A 16,355-nucleotide genomic window follows, 5' to 3' on the forward strand; every position below is an offset into this window, starting at 1 on the left:
GTGCCGACCGCCCCCGCGAGGCCGCTCGCCGCCACGAACACACCGACTGCAGAGCTGCTTGACAAACCAGAATGAATCATAACTTTCCGGCATTGAACACCGAAGTCGCACGCTGACAGACGATCTTGGGCGCAGGCTACCGCCCGCGACCAGTACGAGTACGAGATCGCTGACTCACACCAGCCCCGATGACCTGCGGATTCGAAGTTGGATCAGGCTCACTGGAAGATCGAGGCCCTACACCATGTCCGCGACACCACCTTCGCCGAGGACGCCTCGCAAGTACGGACCGGCAACGTGCCCCGCGCGATGGCCACCTGGCGCAACCTTGCCATCGGAGCCCTCCGGACAGCCGGAGCGAAGAACATCGCGGCCAGTCTCCGGCACAACGCCCGCGATCCCCGTTGTCCCCTCGCACTGCTCGGCCTCGGATGATCACAAACCAGGCATCACACGACTACGCCGAAGCCCTGGATAGCCCACACCGGCGAGGGTCGAGAATGAGCCAAATGCGCAGCCAGAGGATCGAGTTTTTCTCTTTCCGGCGCCTTGCCCAGGACTGGAAAGACGCCCGTTGGGTAACATGGCGAACCGACCGTGAATCCGGGCCGCCAGTGGTTTTCCGGCGTGTCCTATCCCAGCGGGCGAGACGGCACCCTGACCGAGGTGCCGACCCCGGCGGGGAGGCGTTCCGTGTGCCCACTCTGCGGTCGTATCAGGAAGGCAACGGGGGAAAATTGAAGATTAACCTTCTCGGACCGATGGAAGTCATCGACGACGGGGTTCGGATCAGGGTACCCGGGGAGAAGTTACGCTCGATCCTGGCGGCTCTCTCCCTGTCGGTGGGGCGCTCCGTTTCACGGGATGAGCTCATCGACGAATTGTGGGGCGAAGAGCCTCCGAGCGGCGCCAAAAATTCACTGCACGGCCATGTTGCCCGGCTACGGCGGGTATTGGTCGCGCACGGGGGAAAGGTCACACTGCGGAATGTCATCCAGACTTCACCGACCGGATACATCCTGGATCTGCCCGAGGAGAACATCGACGCCTCCCGGCTGCTCCAGCTGGTTTCCCGCGCCGACGCGATCAGCGCCGGCAGTCCCCAGGAAGCCGTCGATCTGCTGAACGAGGCGGTTTCCCTGTGGCGCGGCCCGGCATTGATCGACGCCGGGAACGGAATGATCTGCCAGGTGGCCTATACCCAGCTGGAAGAGGTCAGGTTGGGGGCGTACGAAAGGCTTTTCGACCTGCGTCTCCGACTGGAGCACCCCCGGGCCGTCATCCCCGGGCTGGACCAGTTGCACGCCAGGTACCCGCTGCACGAGCGCTTCTGCGAACAACTCATCACCGCGCTCTACCTTGCGGGCCGCCAGGCCGACGCGCTCAACACCTATCACCGCACCCGCGAATACCTGTCGCAGCACCTGGGACTGCAGCCCGGGAACGGGCTGCGCGACACGTTCCAGGACATCCTGCGTCAGGCTCCCCACCTGACGAAACAGTGCTGAGAGGCGGAAGGGTCACACCGATTTCGTGACCCGCAGGATCTGCCAGATGGCCCCCAGCCTCGCCCGACCATGGAAGGCCATGTACTCGGGATGCACGAGCTGCGGGCCCCACTTCTCCTTGTAGGCGAGCTGGCTGGCCGCGGGATAGATCTTGTCCCCGTGGTCGGCCAGCAGCCCGATGACCTTGCGGGTGAGCGCGCTGGCCCCGGCCGGATCGTGCTCGGCGGACAGCCCGGTGAACGGGGTGAAGCCGAAGTGCAGCCACTCCGCCTCTTCCTTGCGGAACGTCTCCAGCGCGGTGAGGTTGATGGCCTCCATCACGCCGGGGGGCGCCTCCGGGAGCCGGCGGCTGAGGTCGTGCAACCACCCGGAGCGCGAACCGTACGCGGGCGAGTACGAGATGTAGGCGATGGCCTTGCCTCCCAGCCGGCCCAGCATCAGCCGGCGCGCGTGCTGCACCGGCCCGCCCAGTTCGCCGACCAAGAACTCGATCTCCTTGACATGCCGCCCCTTGCTCCGCAGCCAGGCGCCGTCGATGGCGGCGACCTCCGCCGCGCACTCCTCGTACGGGACCTCCGTCACCTCCAGACCGCTGCGCCGCGCCCGTGAGATCTTGTTGCGGAGCTTCATGAAGCGGGTGCCGCGCAGGGTGAAGTCCGGCAGGTGCACCGAATACGACGAGCCGATCTGGTTGACGGTGAAACCGCACCGGACATAGAGGTCGACGTCCGAGGTGAGGACCTGTACGACGGCCACCTTACGGCGCCGCCGGCGCGCCTCGCGGAGGAAGGACCGCAACAGCGTCTCCTGCTGGTCCGGCGGGGCGTGGACACCGCCGAACTGGAGCAGGTACGAGCCCGCCTCGCGATAGGCGATGACCCCGTCCGTCGCCGGATCGGTGAAGTACGCGTTACCGGAGTTGAGCGCGAGGAAGCCGCTGGGATTGTCGCCGTTCTTGCGGAGCCTTTCCAGGACTTCGAGCACTTCTTCGTCGGATACCTCTCCGCTGTGCGTCGTCATCTCACTCCCGTTGCCTGATGCCCGTCGTCCGATGTGCCGAGTTACGGGGCAGAGTGCCCGGTGGCGTGCTCCCCAGCACTCTCCGCCATCCCTCTTCCATTTCTCTGAAACGCCCGTCTCAGCGCCGTCTCAGTGCCGTCTCCGGGGATTGTCAGGGAGGCGTGTGATGGTCGTAGCAGCACTTGGAAATGCGAACTTTCCCGTCAGCGGATGGGAAATGGATAGCGGAGGGGCTTCGTGAGCAGCGATATCACAACGCCTTCAGTGTCAGGAGAAGAAGATTCCGGAGCGTCTCGTTCGGAAGTCCCCACCTACCTTTCCCTCATCGAGGGAAAGAGCGTCCCGAGCGGGTCCTGGGTGTACGTGGTCGACTCGGACGCCCTGCTCGACGACGCGTTTTCCACGCTCGCCCTGAAGCGGAAGCTGGAGAGTGGACGCATTCCCGCCGACAACCTGCCGGCCACCATCGTCGCCCGGGTCGCGCGGGCCGACCGCCGGACCACTGACCTGGCCCTGGAAGCGGCGGCAGCGGCCGCTCCGGTCTGGGCCGCGTTCCCCCCGGAGACCCGGATCGAGCAGTTCGGCACCCTGGTGTACCGCCGGCTCGTCGAGCAGGCCGACCGGATCACCGAGGTTCTCGTACGGGAGGGGCACCCGCTGGCACTGGCCCGCTGGCAGGTGTCCGGGGCCCTGGAGGTCTTCGGACCCGAGTCGCTGGGCTTCTACCGGAGCCAGATGCTCCAGGAGTTCCGGCAAGGGGAGCGGCAGATCTCCGTTCGCCGTCGTCCCGACGGTGTGGTCTGCCTCAACCCCCCGCAGAACGCGCCGCTCTCCAGCGCGCTGCTCGGCGTGACCTCGATCATGGCGGGCAACGCCCTCGTCGTACGGGCGCCCCGCAGCGCCCCGCTGGGAGCGATGTACGTGCTCCAGGAGGTCGTGGCCCCGGTCCTGGCGGAGCTGGACGCTCCCCCCGGCACCCTCGGCGTGGTGTGCGGCGACCCGGCGCCGATGCTGGACGCCTGGCTGGAGAGCCCGCTCGTCGACGACATCATGTACTTCGGCAGCAGCGAGAACGGGATGCGCTTCCAGGAGCGATGCATCGCGGCGGGCAAGAAGCCGATCCTCGAACTGGCCGGCAACGACATCGTGCTGGTGTGGAAGGACGCCGACCTGGACCTGGCCGCCGAGGCCATCACGGAGAGCTTCTACGGCTCCGGCCAGCTCTGCATGATCCCCAACCAGGTCGTGGCCCACCCGGACATCGCCGACGACCTGGTCGCCCTGCTGGCGGAGAAAGCCTCGCGGATCAGGCCCGGCCCGTCTTCGCAGGAGGGCGTCCTGCTCACCCCGGTGCTGCGCAACGAGAAGTTCTTCTCGTGCCTGCGCGACGCCGTCGACCACGGCGCGGAGCTGGTGTGCGGCGGACACGCGATCCAGGAGGACGGGACCCGCGACACGGCCGGCATCTTCCTCGAGCCCACCGTCGTGCGGGTCCAGGGCCTGGCGAAGGCCCATGAGGTCCAGGCCGTCCGCGAGGAGACCTTCTTCCCGCTGCTTCCGGTGATCGTGGCCGAGCCCGCCCCCGACGAGGTCCTGCTGGACCGGTTCATCGACTTCGTCAACGGCAACGCCTACGGACTGCGGAACTCCGCGTGGGCCCGCGACCCCGAGGTGGTCGACCGGATCGTCACCCGGATCACCCAGGGCGGACTGCTCAAGGTGAACGACTCCCACATCGGGTTCCTGCCCTACCTGCCGACCCACGGAGGGACCGGACTCACCGGGGGTGTGTTCGGCGAGGCCAACTACCCGATCCTGCGCACCTCCCACGTCCAGGGTGTGAGCGTCGCCACCGGCGTCCGGCCCTCCGAAGCGGTGTTCGGCGCCTGGAAGGCCCTGAAGGCCGCCGCCGGACGCTGACGACACCCCGTACCGGGCCGCCCCGTACGGCACGCCCGGTACCACCGGCCCCCTGTACGGGAAAGGCCCCTCGCGCGCACGTCCGCGCGCCCCAGAAACCACCACGCACGGAACTGAGGAGGCTCCATGCGCTCGTTGGAAGCCGCACGCGCGACATGTGAATCATTCCTGCCCGGTCTGCTCGACCTGCTCTCCGGCATGCCGCTGGAAGAGCTGGAAGCACCGAGGAACCCGGCCCTCGACCACTTCCGCGAGACCGGCGGCCCCGGCCTCGTGATCCCCAAGACCTACGGCGGGGCCGGTGCCGACCCGGCCCAGGCCCTCTCCGTCGTACAGGCACTGGCCTCCAAGGCACCGTCCCTGGCGATCGCCACGACGATGCACCACTTCTCGGTCGCGACCCTGTTCACCCTCGCCGAGTCCATCCAGAGCAGCGGCATGGAGTGGGCGCTGCTCGAGGGGATCGCCGAGCAGCGCCTGCTGGTCGCCTCCGGCTTCGCCGAGGGCCGACCGGGCCGGGGCATCCTCTCGCCGATGATGACGGCGACGAAGGCCGACGGCGGCTATGTGATCAACGGCGCCAAGAAGCCGTGCAGCCTGTCGCACTCGATGGACCTGCTCACCGCGAGCGTGGCGCTGCCCACCGACGGCGGTGAGCCGAGGACGGCGGTGCTCCTGATCCCCCGGAACACCGAGGGGATCACCGTCCACCCGTTCTGGGGAAGCCGCACCCTCGCGGGCGCCGAGAGCGACGAGGTGAGGCTCACGGACGTCTTCGTCGACGAGCAGCTCGTCATGCGCACCGAGCCGGGCGACGCCGGGAACCTGGACAGTCTCCAGACCGTCGGGCTGATCTGGTTCGAACTGCTCATCTCTGCCTGCTACCTCGGCATCGTCAGCGGACTGGTCGAACGGGTCGTCGACGGCGGCCGGGGCAGCGACTCCGACCGTGCCCGGGTGCTCATCCGGCTGGAGACGGCCGCCCTGCTGCTGGCGGGCACCGCGCGCATGATCAGGGACGGTGACACCGGCAACAAGGACCTGGCCGACACGCTCGTCGCCCGCTACGCCGTCCAGGACGCGCTGGGCGACTCGCTGTGCCAGGCCGTCGAACTGCTCGGCGGTACGGCCTTCATGTCCGACTCCGACGTGGCCTACCTGGCCGGCGCCGCCCACGGTCTCTCCTTCCACCCGCCGTCGCGGGCGAGCTTTACCCGGCCGTTCCTCGACCACGTCGTGGGCGACCCGCTGCGTCTGACCTGACGAGGGAGCGTCATGACAACGACACCCTTCCTTCCGTCGGCCGTGCCCCCGGCCTCCGCCACCACGTCCGCCCTCGGGCGGGAGGAGCTGGGCAAGCTGTACCGGTCCCGGCTGAGCAAGGGCCGCGCCACTCTCGGCGAGCTGTTCGGCGGGCACATCGAGGTGGCCTCGCAGGGCGCCTGGGTCACCACCTCGGACGGCAGGAACTTCCTGAACTGCGGGGGCTACGGCGTCTTCCTGACCGGCGCCCGCCACCCCACGGTCGTCCGGCACGTCGCCGAGCAGCTGGCCACGCACCCCGTGGCCACCCGGCTCTTCCTCGAACCGCAGGTCGCGCTGGCCGCCGACGCCCTGGTGTCGGTCGCGCCGACCGGGCTCGAGCGAGTCCACTTCGCCGGCTCGGGCGCCGAGGCGGTCGAGACGGCCGTCAAGCTGGCCCGCACCCGGGGCCGCCACCGGCTGATCGCCACGGAGAACGGCTACCACGGCAAGACCATGGGCGCGCTCAGCCTCACCGGCAAGGACGTCTTCCAGGAGCCGTTCCGGCCGCTGCTCCCCGAGACCTCCCACGTCCCGTACGGTGACGCCGCAGCCCTCGAACCGCTCCTGACGGCGGCCCCCGGCGAAGCGTGCGTCTTCATCGAGCCGGTGCAGGGCGAGGCCGGCGTGGTGATCCCCCCGGCGGGCTATCTGCGCGCGGTACGGGACCTGTGCGACCGGTACGGGGCCCTCCTCGTCCTGGACGAGATCCAGACCGGTCTCGGCCGACTCGGCACCTGGTGGGGCGCGGACCGCGAGGGCGTCTCCCCCGACGTGCTGCTGGTCGGCAAGGGGCTGAGCGGGGGCGTCGTCCCGGTGTCGGCCGTCGTCGCCACCCGCGAGGCGTTCGGCGCCTTCGACCGGGACCCTTATCTGCACACCTCCACGTTCTCGGGCGCGCCGCTGGCGATGGCCGCCGTACGCGGGTCGCTCGCGGCGATGCACGAGGACGACCTCGTGGCCCGCTCCCACGACCTGGGCGCCGAGATCCTGCCGGAGCTGGACCGTATCGTCCGCTCGCACTACGGCGCCGCCGTGCGCGAGGTCCGGGGCCGGGGGCTGCTGCTGGGGATCGAGTTCACCGACCCCGGGCCGGCGGGCGACCTGCTCATCGAGCTGATCATGAACGGCGTCATCGCCAACCACTCGCTCAACTCGCACCTGGTCCTGCGCTTCACCCCTCCCGCGGTGCTGACCAGGGGCGACCTGGACTTCTTCTACGAGGCGGTCGACCGCGCGTGCCGCGCGCAGAGCGCCCGGTACGCACCCACTGCGGAAGGCGACACCATCCATGCGTAGCGTACGAGTGATCATCCGCGTCCACGACATCGACGCCGCGGCGGCGTTCGAGCGGGTCGGCGCCTTCAGCCGGTACCCCGAACTGACCGACGTCATCCGCTCCGTGGCCTCCCGCCGGGTGTCCGACGGCGAGGAGGTCAGCGACTGGGACGTCTACTTCCGCAACGGCATTCTGAGTTGGAGCGAGACCGACCGGTTCGACCGCGAAACCCTGACCATCACCTTCGAGCAGACCGACGGTGACTTCGCCGAGTTCGCCGGCGTGTGGCGGCTCACCGCGGACGGCGCGGACTGCCTGGTCGACTTCAGCGCCGAGTTCGACTTCGGCATCCCCAGCCTCGCGGGCATCCTCGACCCGGTCGCGGAACGGGTCTTCAAGGAGACCATCGCCCGGGTGGTCATCAGCCTCTTCGCGGGCAATGCCGCCGTGGTCGGCGACGAGGCGGTCGCCCGCGCCGTCGCCGAGGTCACGGCCGGGCCCGTCACGGCCGCGTCCGGAACGCGCTGATGGACGGGAAGAACCTCTTCGAGACGCGGATCACCTACCGGCTGATCCGGCTGGAGTACGGGCTCGGTCTGGTGATCGCCGCGGTGTTCTTCTTCGCCCACATCGACGAGGTGAGGTGGCTCCCGGCGATCGGGTTGTTCGTGTACATCGACCTCATCGGCTACATCCCGGGGGCCATCGCCTACCACCGAAGCAGGACGAAGCGGATCCACCGCGGCTACTACGTCGCGTACAACGTGATGCACAGCCTGGCCACCCAGACGCTCGTGGTGCTCACGTGGATCTGGCTGTGGGGTCCCGAGTGGGCACTGCTGGTCGTCCCCATCCACCTCTTCGGCGACCGGGCGCTGTTCGGCAACTTCCTCAAGCCCTTCGCGCTGGACTTCGAACCGGTGGTCCATCCCGAGTACGCCCGCTTCGCCGACCGGTTCGACGCCCCGCCCGCCACGAGCCCCGAACCGGCCGGCGGGACGGCGACCGCCCTCCGGCAGCCCCAGGGAAGCTGACCCCCTCGCACCGCACCGGCACACCGCCCGCCGGCACACCGGCGAACGCCTCTGGAAGGAATCCCATGGAAGACGTCTACACGCGCCTGGTCGAGCTGCTCACCAGCACCTTCGGCCTGGACACCGACAGCATCTCGCCGACCAGCACCCTCAGCGCCCTCGAACTCGACTCGCTCGCCCTCGTGGAACTCTCCGTGGCCGCCCAGGAGGAGTTCGAGGTCTCGATCGAGGACAGCGAGATGGGCCCGGAGTCGACCGTCGGACAGGCGGCCGAGGTCATCTCGCAGAAGACGGCCACCGTCTGATGAGCCGCCCACCGACGACCGCCCCGGCCCGGGCCCGGTTCGACGCCGCGATCACCGGGGTCGGCATGGCCACGGCCGCCGGGGTCGGGGTCGAGAAGAGCTGGGAGCGGATGCGCGCCGGAGCCGGTACGGCGGCCACCGAGGTGCCCGCGCTCGCCGGCATACCCGCCGACTTCGCCTGCGCCGTGACCGACTTCGACCCCGGCGGGCTCATCGACCGCAAGCAGATGTGGCGCCTGGACCGCAGCAGCCAGCTCGCGCTGGTCGCCGCGCACGAGGCCGTCACCAGCTCCGGCCTCGACCGGGACTCCTGGGACGCCACCCGGGTCGGGGTGGTCCTCGGCAACGGCATCGGCGGTGCCGCCACCTGGGAGAAACAGCACCACGTGCTGCTGGAGCGGGGCCCGCGCAAGGTCTCCCCGCTGCTCATCCCCATGCTGTCGCCCAACATGGGCGCCGGATACATCTCCATGATGTTCGGCGCCCTGGGGCCCAGTCTGGTGACGGCGACGGCCTGTGCCTCGGGCACCACCGCGGTGGGCATGGCGCGCGAGTTGCTGCGCAGCGGGGTCTGCGACGTGGTGATCACCGGGGGCACCGAGGCACCGCTGGTTCCCTCGCTGATCACGGGGTTCAGCCAGATGCGGGCCTTGGCCGGGCGCCGCGACGACCTGTCCACCACCTCCCGGCCCTTCGACGCCGACCGGAACGGCTTCGTACCGGCCGAGGGCGCGGCCGTACTCGTCCTGGAACGGGCCGAGGACGCCAGGGCGCGCGGCGCCGACATCCGGGCCATGGTCAGCGGGTACGGCGCCTCCGCCGACGCGCACCACGCGACCGCCCCCGATCCGAACGGCCGGGGCGCCGAACTCGCCCTGCGCGCCGCACTGCGCGACGCCGGGGTCGGCGCCGACGAGGTGGACCACGTCAACGCGCACGGCACCGCGACGTTGCTGAACGACGCCGCCGAGGCCCGGACGATCCGCCGGGTGCTCGGGGAGCGGCCCGCCGTCACCTCCGTCAAGGGCGTGGTGGGCCATTCCCTGGCCGCGGCCGGCGCCATCGAGGCGGTGGCGACGGCGCTCACCCTCGAAGAGGGCCGCATCCCGCCGACCGCCAACCTGGAGAGCCCGGATCCGGAGCTGGAGCTGGACGTGGTGTTCAAGGCCGGACGCGACGTACGCGTCGAGGTGGCCGTCAGCAACTCCTTCGGATTCGGCGGCCAGAATGCCGTACTGCTCTTCACCGCGGCCTGACCGGTCCGCGGCCTCGGCCCCGGCCGGCCGCGGACCGGGGGCAGGCACCCCGGCGGCGGACGGTCTCAGGAAGATCTCAGCGTGATCTCAGAACGCTGCGGCAGCATCGGGGACGCAGCGGGAACGGTGCTCGCTCCGCCCCGAGGCAAGGAGAGGTACCCGAAGTGGCCCAACGGGGTTCCGGGGCGACCCGGATCGGGTGAAAGCCCGCGCAGGTTCAAATCCTGCCCTCTCCGCCGACCATCCGATGCCGTGCCGGGCCCGGCCCCGGGCAGTCGGGCAGGATCGGGCGACGGACGCGCCGTACCGCGCGCGTCGGTCCGTACACCCTTTCCCGGAAACCGCCGGGACCGCCCCCGGAGTTGCCGGCCCGTTCCGTGGCACCACCCAGACGTTGCGAACCGTGAAGGGAAGTCCGGATGATCGAAAAGTTGCTCAGGGCGCCACTGGAGTTGGTGGAGGACAACTTCAAACGGCCGAACGGGTACGCCGGCCGGCTGATCGGCCACGTGATGGCCAGGCAGCACCGTACGCTCACCGTGTGGGCGATCGAGCACATGGAGGTACGGCGCTCCCAGCGCGTCCTGGACATCGGCTGCGGCGGCGGGATGGCCGTCAAGCTCCTCTCGGAGCGGGCGAGTCAGGGATTCGTCGCCGGAGTGGACTACTCCACGGAGATGGTCCGTCAGTCGGTACGGCGCAATGTCGTGGGCGTGGCTGCGGGGCGGGTGGAGTTCAAGCAGGGCGACGCGGGCGACCTGCCGTACGAGGACGGGTCCTTCGACCAGGTGAGCGCGATCGAGACGTTCTACTTCTGGCCCGACCCGATGCGCGGGCTCAGCGAGGCGTACCGGGTGCTCAAGCCGGGCGGCCAGGTGTCGATCACGCTGGAGATGAGCCGGGAGGCCGCCGAGAAGCCCACGCTGAAGCAGCGTTACCTGGGACGGCGGTTCACCGAGCGCTCCGAGCGCGAGGGCCTGCGCATCCTCTCGGGGGGCGATCTGGTGGAGATGCTGGGCAAGGCCGGCTTCCGGGACGGCCGTTACGTCGCGGAGCCGACCCGCTCGTTCGGCTGGGTCTGCGCCCTGGCGCGGAAGTGAAGGGGACGCGGCCTCCCATGACCACCACCCGCGACACCGCCACCCCGGTCCGCCCCGAAGCCGCCCCCGCCGCGCCGGAGGCGCGTGCCCTGCCCGTACTGGGCAGCGTGCTGGACTTCCGCAGGGACATCCTGGACGCCATGCACCAGGGCTGGCGCGACCACGGGGACCTGGTCCGCTACCGGCTCGGCCCCGTCGTCGTGCACGGCGTCTCCAGCCCCGAACTCGCCGGTGAGGTGCTGACGGACAGCGCGACCTACGGCAAGCTCGGTCCGGACAACCCGCTCCGGCTGATCCTCGGCGAGGGCCTGCTCACCAGCGACGACCACGAGAGCTGGATGCGCAACAGGCGCATGATGCAGCCGATCTACACCAAGCAGGCGATCGCAGCCATGTTCGACTCGATGTCCGAGTCGACGGCGAACCAGCTCGACCACATGGCCGCCACGTACCGGAGCGGCGACGTGGTGGACGTCCACGAGGAGATGATGCGGGTCACCCTCGACATCGTCAGCCGGTGCATGTTCAGCACCGATGTCGAACAGACCAGGGACGGCATCAGCCCCGAGGCCGTCGATGTCGCCATCAACTACGCCTTCGACCGGCTGCAGAACCCCTTCAGCCCCCCGACCCGGTGGCCCACGCCGCGCAACCGCCGCTTCCAGGCGGTGATGAAGGACATCGACGGGATGACGTACGGGATCATCGCGGAGCGCCGCAAGGCAGCTGCCGACGGTGTCCCCCGTGGCGGGGGTGCGCCCGACCTGCTCGACATGCTGCTGGACGTACGGGACGCCGACACCGGCGAGGGCATGAGCGACCGGGAGGTACGGGACGAGGTCATCACGACCTTCGGCGCCGGGCACGAGACCACCGCGATCACCCTCACCTGGGCCTTCTACCTGCTCTCCGGCAACCGTTTCGCCCTGCGCCGGGTGCAGGAGGAGGTGGACGAGGTCCTCGGCGACCGGATGCCCACCGCGGCGGACCTGGCGGCCATGCCGTACGCCCTCCAGGTCTTCGAGGAGGCGCTGCGGCTCTACCCGTCGGCGCCGATCGTGCCACGGCTGGTGCGCAAGGACACCGTGCTCGGCGGACACACCGTGCCGGCCGGCTCCCGGGTGCTGGTCAACCTCTTCAACATCCACCGCCACGAACGGCACTGGGACGATGCGGAGCGCTTCGATCCGGACCGCTTCTCCCCCGAGGGCAGGAAGGGACGGCACCGCTTCGCGCACATGCCCTTCGGCGCGGGCCCCCACCTCTGCATCGGCAAGCACTTCGCGCTGATGGAGGCACACCTGCTGCTCGCCGCCCTGGTACGGCGGTACGAGTTCCGGCACGTGCCCTCGCACCGGGTGGTCAACCAGGCGTCGATCACGCTGAGGCCCCGCTACGGGATGTCCATGACCGCGCACGCGCGTACGGGCGCGTCGACGCTCCGCAAGACGCAGACGTAACACGGCAGAACCAGTACCGGTATCGGATGGGAAGACGGACCCGATGAACTACGACCCCAGCACAGCGGACGCGGATCGCCTGAACTGGACGCAATACCGTCCGGGCCAGGAAGCCGGCCACTACGAGAGCTTCTACCAGCGGGGCAACCACCCGACGGAGCCCCGGGCCTTCTGGATCCGGTACACGATCTTCAGCCCGGCCGGGATGCCCGACGCCGCCATCGGTGAGCTGTGGGCCATCTACTTCTACGGGACCACCGGCCGTCATGTCGTGGCCAAGGAGGAGTACCCGATCTCCGAGTGCCACTTCAGCCCCGACTCCTTCGGCGCCCGGGTCGGCGACCGGGTCCTGGAGCCGGGCAGCCTGAAAGGCGAGGCCGTCGGCAGCAACGGCCGCATCGGCTGGGACCTGACGTACGAGGGCTCGGAACCGCCGCTGCTCCTGCTCCCGCCGTCCATGTACACCGGCGGATTCCCCAAGGCCAAGAGCCTGGTCGGAACCCCGCTGGCCACCTACAGCGGCAAGCTCACGGTCGACGGCGAGACGATCGACGTCGACGGCTGGACCGGCAGCCAGAACCACAACTGGGGCAGCCGCCACACCGATCACTACGCCTTCGGCCAGGTGGCCGGGTTCGACGACCACCCGGACAGCTTCCTGGAGATCGTCACCGGCACGACGAGGCTGGTGGGCCCGGTCAAGACGCCGAAGATCACGTTCCTGGTGCTCCGTCACGACGACCGTGAGTACACCCTGTCCGCGCCCCGCCAAGCGCTCAAGGCCAAGGCCGACTTCGGGTACTTCTACTGGAACTTCGCCAGCTCCGACGAGTCCACCGCCGTCCGGGGCCGCTTCACCGCGGCCCCCGAGGACTTCGTCGGGCTCAACTACTACAACCCCCCGGGCGGTATCAAGCACTGCCTGAACACCAAGATCGGCAAGTGCGAGCTGCAGATCCTCAACAAGGCGACGCGCAAGATCCAGCGACTCACCACGAGCAACCGCGCGCTGATGGAGATCCTGACCGACGACCGCGAACACGGAATCGGGATCCGCGCATGAGTGAGGGTCGCGCCGTCCCGGACGGGCCGCCCGACGGGCCGGTCCGCCCGGGACGGCCCACGCGCGGGGGCGAGCCCCGGTTACCGACGTGGCTGTCCCGGCTGACCGGCCGTCACCGGTGGCCGCTCGCCGTGTTGTGGTTGCTGCTGCTCGGGGTGGCCGGCTGGCAGGCGGCTCCACTGCCGGGCCTGCTCAGCGGCGGCGGCTGGTACGTCTCCGGCTCGGGCTCCGCCGTCGCCGCCGAGCGGCTCACCGAGGGCTTCACCGGGCGCGGCGCGACCTCACTGACCCTGGTGGTCAAGGACACCCGGCACCGGGCCGGGGACTCCGCCTTCGACACCCGGGTACGGGAAGCGGCCGAGGCCGTGCTGCGTGACGACGGCCTCAGGGCCACGGGCGGATACGGCTACACCACGCTCACCGGCGAGGGGCCGCGCGCCGCCTTCCTCGGCGAGGACGGCCGGACCGCGACGATCCGCGTCGGCTCCGAACTGGACGACGGCACCGCCCGCCGGCTGCTGCCCGGCATCCAGGAGGAACTGAGCGATCGGTTCGAGCCGAAGGGCCTCCAGGTCTCCCTGGTGAGCCAGGCCGCGCTCTGGGGCGAGGTGAACCATCTCAGCGAGCGCGGTCTGATCTCCGCCGAGTTGGTCACCCTGCCGCTGATCCTGCTGGTCCTGCTGCTGCTCTTCCGCAGCGTGGCCGCCGCGCTCGCCGCCCTGCTGGTCGGTGTCACCTCGGTGGTCTTCGCGCTGGCGGTGCTCGCCGTCGTCGCCGGGCGGACCGAACTGTCGGTGTTCGTGCAGAACGCCGCCACCATGCTCGGTCTCGGTGTGGGCGTCGACTACTCGCTCTTCATGATCATGCGCTTCAAGAGCGAGCTGCGCGCCGGGGAGGGACCGGTCTCCCGGGCGGACGTCGAGCGCGCTCTCACCCGTACGCTGCGCACCTCGGGCGAGACCGTGGTGGCCTCCGGGCTCACCATCATGGCCGCCATGTCCACGCTGTTCCTGGTGGACCTGAGCGTCATCCAGTCGATGGCGCTCGGTGTCGTGGTCGTGGTCGCCTTCTCCGTCCTGACCAGCGTGCTGCTGCTGCCCGTACTGCTGCACGTGCTGGGCCCCGGGATCGAGTGGGGTCGGATCGGCCGCCGGAAGCTGGACTCCGGTCGGACCGTCCCCGGCCGGGCCGGCCGGGGACGGAGCGACGAGGGACGGGCCGAAGGGAGCTGGGTCGCCGTGACCCGCGCGGTCATGCGCCGTCCCGTGCTGTTTCTGGTGGTCGGCGTCGCGGCACTGACCGCTCTCGCCCTGCCCGCGCTGCGGCTGGAGACCTTCACGCCCGACGCCCGGGTCGTGCCCGCGGACGCGGCCGTACGCCAGGGGTACGACGCGGTCAGGGACGAGTTCGGGGTGGGCGGCGCCGCACCGCTCCAGGTGGTCGTCTCGTCGGACACACCGCTCCAGCAACGCTCCGGGACGGACGTCGCCCGACTGCTCCGCTTCCACGACACGATCGCCGGCCTGCCCGGGGTGGTACGGGCCGACTCGGCGATCGGGACGCTCCGTCAGACCGACCGGGAGCGCCCGTTCGCGGCCCTGGCGGGGCGGGACCGGCTGCCCGGGGACGCGCGCGCCACCGTCGACTTCTTCGTCTCCCGGGACGGCAGGACCACGCTCGTCGAGGTCGTCGGCGACGACACCGCCTCCTCCGACGCGGCGCGGAAGCTGCTCTCCTCGGTACGCGCCGAGGCCGCCGGCTTCACGGCCGGCGACCGGGGGTGGACGGTCGACGTGGGCGGGGAGACCGCGGAGGGCGTCGACGCGAACAAGGTGATCGAGGACGGTCTCGTACCGGTCATCGCGACCATGCTCGCCGTCATCTACCTGCTGCTGCTCTTCACCTTCCGCTCCGTGTTCCTGCCGCTCAAGGCCATCGCGATGAACCTGCTCTCCGTGGGCGCCACCTACGGTGTGCTGGTGCTGGTCTTCCAGGACGGTCTGGGAAACGCCCTGTTCGGCTTCGACGTGGACGGACACCTCACCAACTTCGTCCCCGTCCTGCTGGTCACCCTGTTGTTCAGCCTCAGCACGGACTACGAGGTCTTCCTGCTCAGCCGGGTCCGCGAGGACTACGTCGCCACCGGGGACGACATCGGCAGCGTGGCGCGCGGCATGTCCGCCACGATGCCGCTGATTTCCGGCGCGGCCGTCCTCATGGTCGCGGTCTTCGCGGCCTTCGCGTTCACCGGCATCCTCCCCATCCAGCAACTGGGCCTCGGCATGGCGCTGGCCATCGCGCTCGACGCGACCGTCGTCCGGCTCCTGATCGTCCCTGCGTCGATGCGCCTGATGAGCAGGGTGAACTGGTGGTTGCCGGGCCGCGGGAACCCGGCGGTCCCCCCGCTCACGCCCCACGGCGCTCGCACTCCGGTCGGGGGCGCTGCCGGCCACGGCACCACGGCCGGATCAACCGGATCCGTACACCCCGAACCCACGGACAGCATGAAAAGGAAGGCCCCCCAGTGACCGACCGGACCGCCCCGGTGCAGGAGGAACCTGACACCCCCTCACGGATATCCGAGAGCATCGTCATCCGCGTACCACCGGAGACCGCTTACGCGGCGATCAGCGATGTGGCGCGGATGGGCGAGTGGAGCCCGGAGTGCCGTGGTGCGTGGATCATCGGACGGGGTGGCCCGGCCAGGACGGGGATGCGGTTCATCGGCCGCAACCGCGCGCGCTGGCTGCCGTGGCCCACCCTGTGCCGGGTGGTCGAGGCCGATCCCGGCCGGCTCTTCTCGTTCCACGTCAGCTTCCTCGGTATCCAGGTGGCGGGGTGGACGTACCACTTCTCGCCGCTGCCCGAGGGGTGCGAGGTGCGGGAGGAGTGGCGGGACCGCCGGGCCGGCCCGTTCGGCATGCTGCTCACCGCCGTCACCCCGCTGGTGACCGGCGTCGTACGGCGCAGGGCGCGCAACCGGGCGACCATGCGCTCCACCCTCGTCGCCTTGCGCGATTCTCTGGAGTCCGGCCGTTAGGGCGTGTCCGCGGAGGTTCTGGGGGCTGGGGCCCGGGGGCGGGTCCCGCCATGCCCCTCGGGGGGATC

The 16,355-nt window shown here is 70.0% G+C and carries 15 protein-coding genes and 1 tRNA gene; 15 read left to right on the forward strand and 1 reads right to left on the reverse strand.

Annotation, left to right across the window (positions count from 1 at the left end):
• Window positions 1-207: 207 nt before the first annotated feature.
• Both AB0I73_RS30510 and AB0I73_RS30515 read left to right on the forward strand, forming a co-directional pair.
• A complete protein-coding gene (locus tag AB0I73_RS30510; protein WP_363042737.1) occupies window positions 208-435 on the forward strand; it encodes a hypothetical protein in 228 nt (75 codons plus the stop codon).
• Between the two features lie 326 nt (window positions 436-761).
• Window positions 762-1,508 (forward strand): AfsR/SARP family transcriptional regulator, encoded by a 747-nt coding sequence (locus tag AB0I73_RS30515; RefSeq protein WP_363042739.1) that lies wholly within the window; start codon window positions 762-764, stop codon window positions 1,506-1,508.
• A 12-nt stretch (window positions 1,509-1,520) separates the two neighbouring features.
• On the opposite strand, the gene AB0I73_RS30520 is transcribed toward AB0I73_RS30515, so the two are convergent.
• Window positions 1,521-2,528: a DUF2156 domain-containing protein gene (locus tag AB0I73_RS30520; RefSeq protein ID WP_363042741.1), complete on the reverse strand. Its 1,008-nt coding sequence runs from the start codon at window positions 2,526-2,528 to the stop codon at window positions 1,521-1,523.
• Window positions 2,529-2,891: 363 nt separating this feature from the next.
• On the opposite strand from AB0I73_RS30520, the gene AB0I73_RS30525 reads away from it, so the two are divergent.
• From AB0I73_RS30525 to AB0I73_RS30585, 13 genes are all read left to right on the forward strand, one after another.
• Window positions 2,892-4,448 carry an aldehyde dehydrogenase family protein gene (locus AB0I73_RS30525; protein ID WP_363042743.1) on the forward strand — a complete coding sequence of 519 codons (1,557 nt, stop codon included), beginning with the start codon at window positions 2,892-2,894 and terminating at the stop codon, window positions 4,446-4,448.
• A gap of 126 nt (window positions 4,449-4,574) precedes the next feature.
• Window positions 4,575-5,711, forward strand: a complete 1,137-nt coding sequence (locus tag AB0I73_RS30530; RefSeq protein WP_363042745.1) for an acyl-CoA dehydrogenase family protein — start codon at window positions 4,575-4,577, stop codon at window positions 5,709-5,711.
• A 12-nt stretch (window positions 5,712-5,723) separates the two neighbouring features.
• Window positions 5,724-7,049, forward strand: a complete 1,326-nt coding sequence (locus AB0I73_RS30535; RefSeq protein WP_363042747.1) for an aminotransferase class III-fold pyridoxal phosphate-dependent enzyme — start codon at window positions 5,724-5,726, stop codon at window positions 7,047-7,049.
• On the forward strand, window positions 7,042-7,557 hold the full coding sequence (locus AB0I73_RS30540; protein WP_363042749.1) for an SRPBCC family protein: 516 nt from the start codon (window positions 7,042-7,044) through the stop codon (window positions 7,555-7,557). The genes AB0I73_RS30535 and AB0I73_RS30540 overlap by 8 nt, the downstream gene beginning before the upstream one ends.
• Window positions 7,557-8,063 carry a hypothetical protein gene (locus AB0I73_RS30545; protein ID WP_363042751.1) on the forward strand — a complete coding sequence of 169 codons (507 nt, stop codon included), beginning with the start codon at window positions 7,557-7,559 and terminating at the stop codon, window positions 8,061-8,063. The genes AB0I73_RS30540 and AB0I73_RS30545 overlap by 1 nt, the downstream gene beginning before the upstream one ends.
• A 65-nt stretch (window positions 8,064-8,128) precedes the next feature.
• Complete coding sequence (locus AB0I73_RS30550; protein ID WP_363042753.1) at window positions 8,129-8,368, forward strand: phosphopantetheine-binding protein; 240 nt, start codon at window positions 8,129-8,131, stop codon at window positions 8,366-8,368.
• Entirely contained in the window at window positions 8,368-9,624 is a 1,257-nt protein-coding gene (locus AB0I73_RS30555; protein ID WP_363042755.1) for a beta-ketoacyl-[acyl-carrier-protein] synthase family protein, read from the forward strand. The genes AB0I73_RS30550 and AB0I73_RS30555 overlap by 1 nt, the downstream gene beginning before the upstream one ends.
• A gap of 149 nt (window positions 9,625-9,773) precedes the next feature.
• Window positions 9,774-9,860 (forward strand) — tRNA-Arg (locus tag AB0I73_RS30560).
• 183 nt (window positions 9,861-10,043) lie between these two features.
• Window positions 10,044-10,724 (forward strand): methyltransferase domain-containing protein, encoded by a 681-nt coding sequence (locus AB0I73_RS30565; RefSeq protein WP_363042757.1) that lies wholly within the window; start codon window positions 10,044-10,046, stop codon window positions 10,722-10,724.
• 17 nt (window positions 10,725-10,741) lie between these two features.
• On the forward strand, window positions 10,742-12,184 hold the full coding sequence (locus AB0I73_RS30570; RefSeq protein WP_363042759.1) for a cytochrome P450: 1,443 nt from the start codon (window positions 10,742-10,744) through the stop codon (window positions 12,182-12,184).
• Window positions 12,185-12,227: 43 nt separating this feature from the next.
• Window positions 12,228-13,247 (forward strand): hypothetical protein, encoded by a 1,020-nt coding sequence (locus AB0I73_RS30575; RefSeq protein ID WP_363042761.1) that lies wholly within the window; start codon window positions 12,228-12,230, stop codon window positions 13,245-13,247.
• Window positions 13,244-15,775 (forward strand): MMPL family transporter, encoded by a 2,532-nt coding sequence (locus AB0I73_RS30580; protein WP_363042763.1) that lies wholly within the window; start codon window positions 13,244-13,246, stop codon window positions 15,773-15,775. Before AB0I73_RS30575 ends, AB0I73_RS30580 begins: the two co-directional genes overlap by 4 nt.
• Window positions 15,772-16,287, forward strand: coding sequence for an SRPBCC family protein (locus AB0I73_RS30585; protein WP_363042765.1), 516 nt, complete (start codon window positions 15,772-15,774; stop codon window positions 16,285-16,287). Before AB0I73_RS30580 ends, AB0I73_RS30585 begins: the two co-directional genes overlap by 4 nt.
• The last annotated feature ends 68 nt before the right edge of the window (window positions 16,288-16,355 follow it).

This window comes from Streptomyces sp. NPDC050388 (genome assembly GCF_040655635.1).
In the GTDB taxonomy this organism is placed as follows: Bacteria; Actinomycetota; Actinomycetes; order Streptomycetales; family Streptomycetaceae; genus Streptomyces.

What these genes read in the sequence shown, in the direction of transcription:
- AB0I73_RS30580 (WP_363042763.1), top strand. Translation starts at nt 13,244, where the DNA reads ATGAGTGAGGGTCGCGCCGTCCCGGACGGGCCGCCCGACGGGCCGGTC.
- AB0I73_RS30575 (WP_363042761.1), top strand. Translation starts at nt 12,228, where the DNA reads ATGAACTACGACCCCAGCACAGCGGACGCGGATCGCCTGAACTGGACG.
- AB0I73_RS30530 (WP_363042745.1), top strand. Translation starts at nt 4,575, where the DNA reads ATGCGCTCGTTGGAAGCCGCACGCGCGACATGTGAATCATTCCTGCCC.
- AB0I73_RS30515 (WP_363042739.1), top strand. Translation starts at nt 762, where the DNA reads ATGGAAGTCATCGACGACGGGGTTCGGATCAGGGTACCCGGGGAGAAG.
- AB0I73_RS30565 (WP_363042757.1), top strand. Translation starts at nt 10,044, where the DNA reads ATGATCGAAAAGTTGCTCAGGGCGCCACTGGAGTTGGTGGAGGACAAC.
- AB0I73_RS30555 (WP_363042755.1), top strand. Translation starts at nt 8,368, where the DNA reads ATGAGCCGCCCACCGACGACCGCCCCGGCCCGGGCCCGGTTCGACGCC.
- AB0I73_RS30545 (WP_363042751.1), top strand. Translation starts at nt 7,557, where the DNA reads ATGGACGGGAAGAACCTCTTCGAGACGCGGATCACCTACCGGCTGATC.
- AB0I73_RS30520 (WP_363042741.1), bottom strand. Translation starts at nt 2,528, where the DNA reads ATGACGACGCACAGCGGAGAGGTATCCGACGAAGAAGTGCTCGAAGTC.
- AB0I73_RS30540 (WP_363042749.1), top strand. Translation starts at nt 7,042, where the DNA reads ATGCGTAGCGTACGAGTGATCATCCGCGTCCACGACATCGACGCCGCG.
- AB0I73_RS30550 (WP_363042753.1), top strand. Translation starts at nt 8,129, where the DNA reads ATGGAAGACGTCTACACGCGCCTGGTCGAGCTGCTCACCAGCACCTTC.
- AB0I73_RS30535 (WP_363042747.1), top strand. Translation starts at nt 5,724, where the DNA reads ATGACAACGACACCCTTCCTTCCGTCGGCCGTGCCCCCGGCCTCCGCC.
- AB0I73_RS30570 (WP_363042759.1), top strand. Translation starts at nt 10,742, where the DNA reads ATGACCACCACCCGCGACACCGCCACCCCGGTCCGCCCCGAAGCCGCC.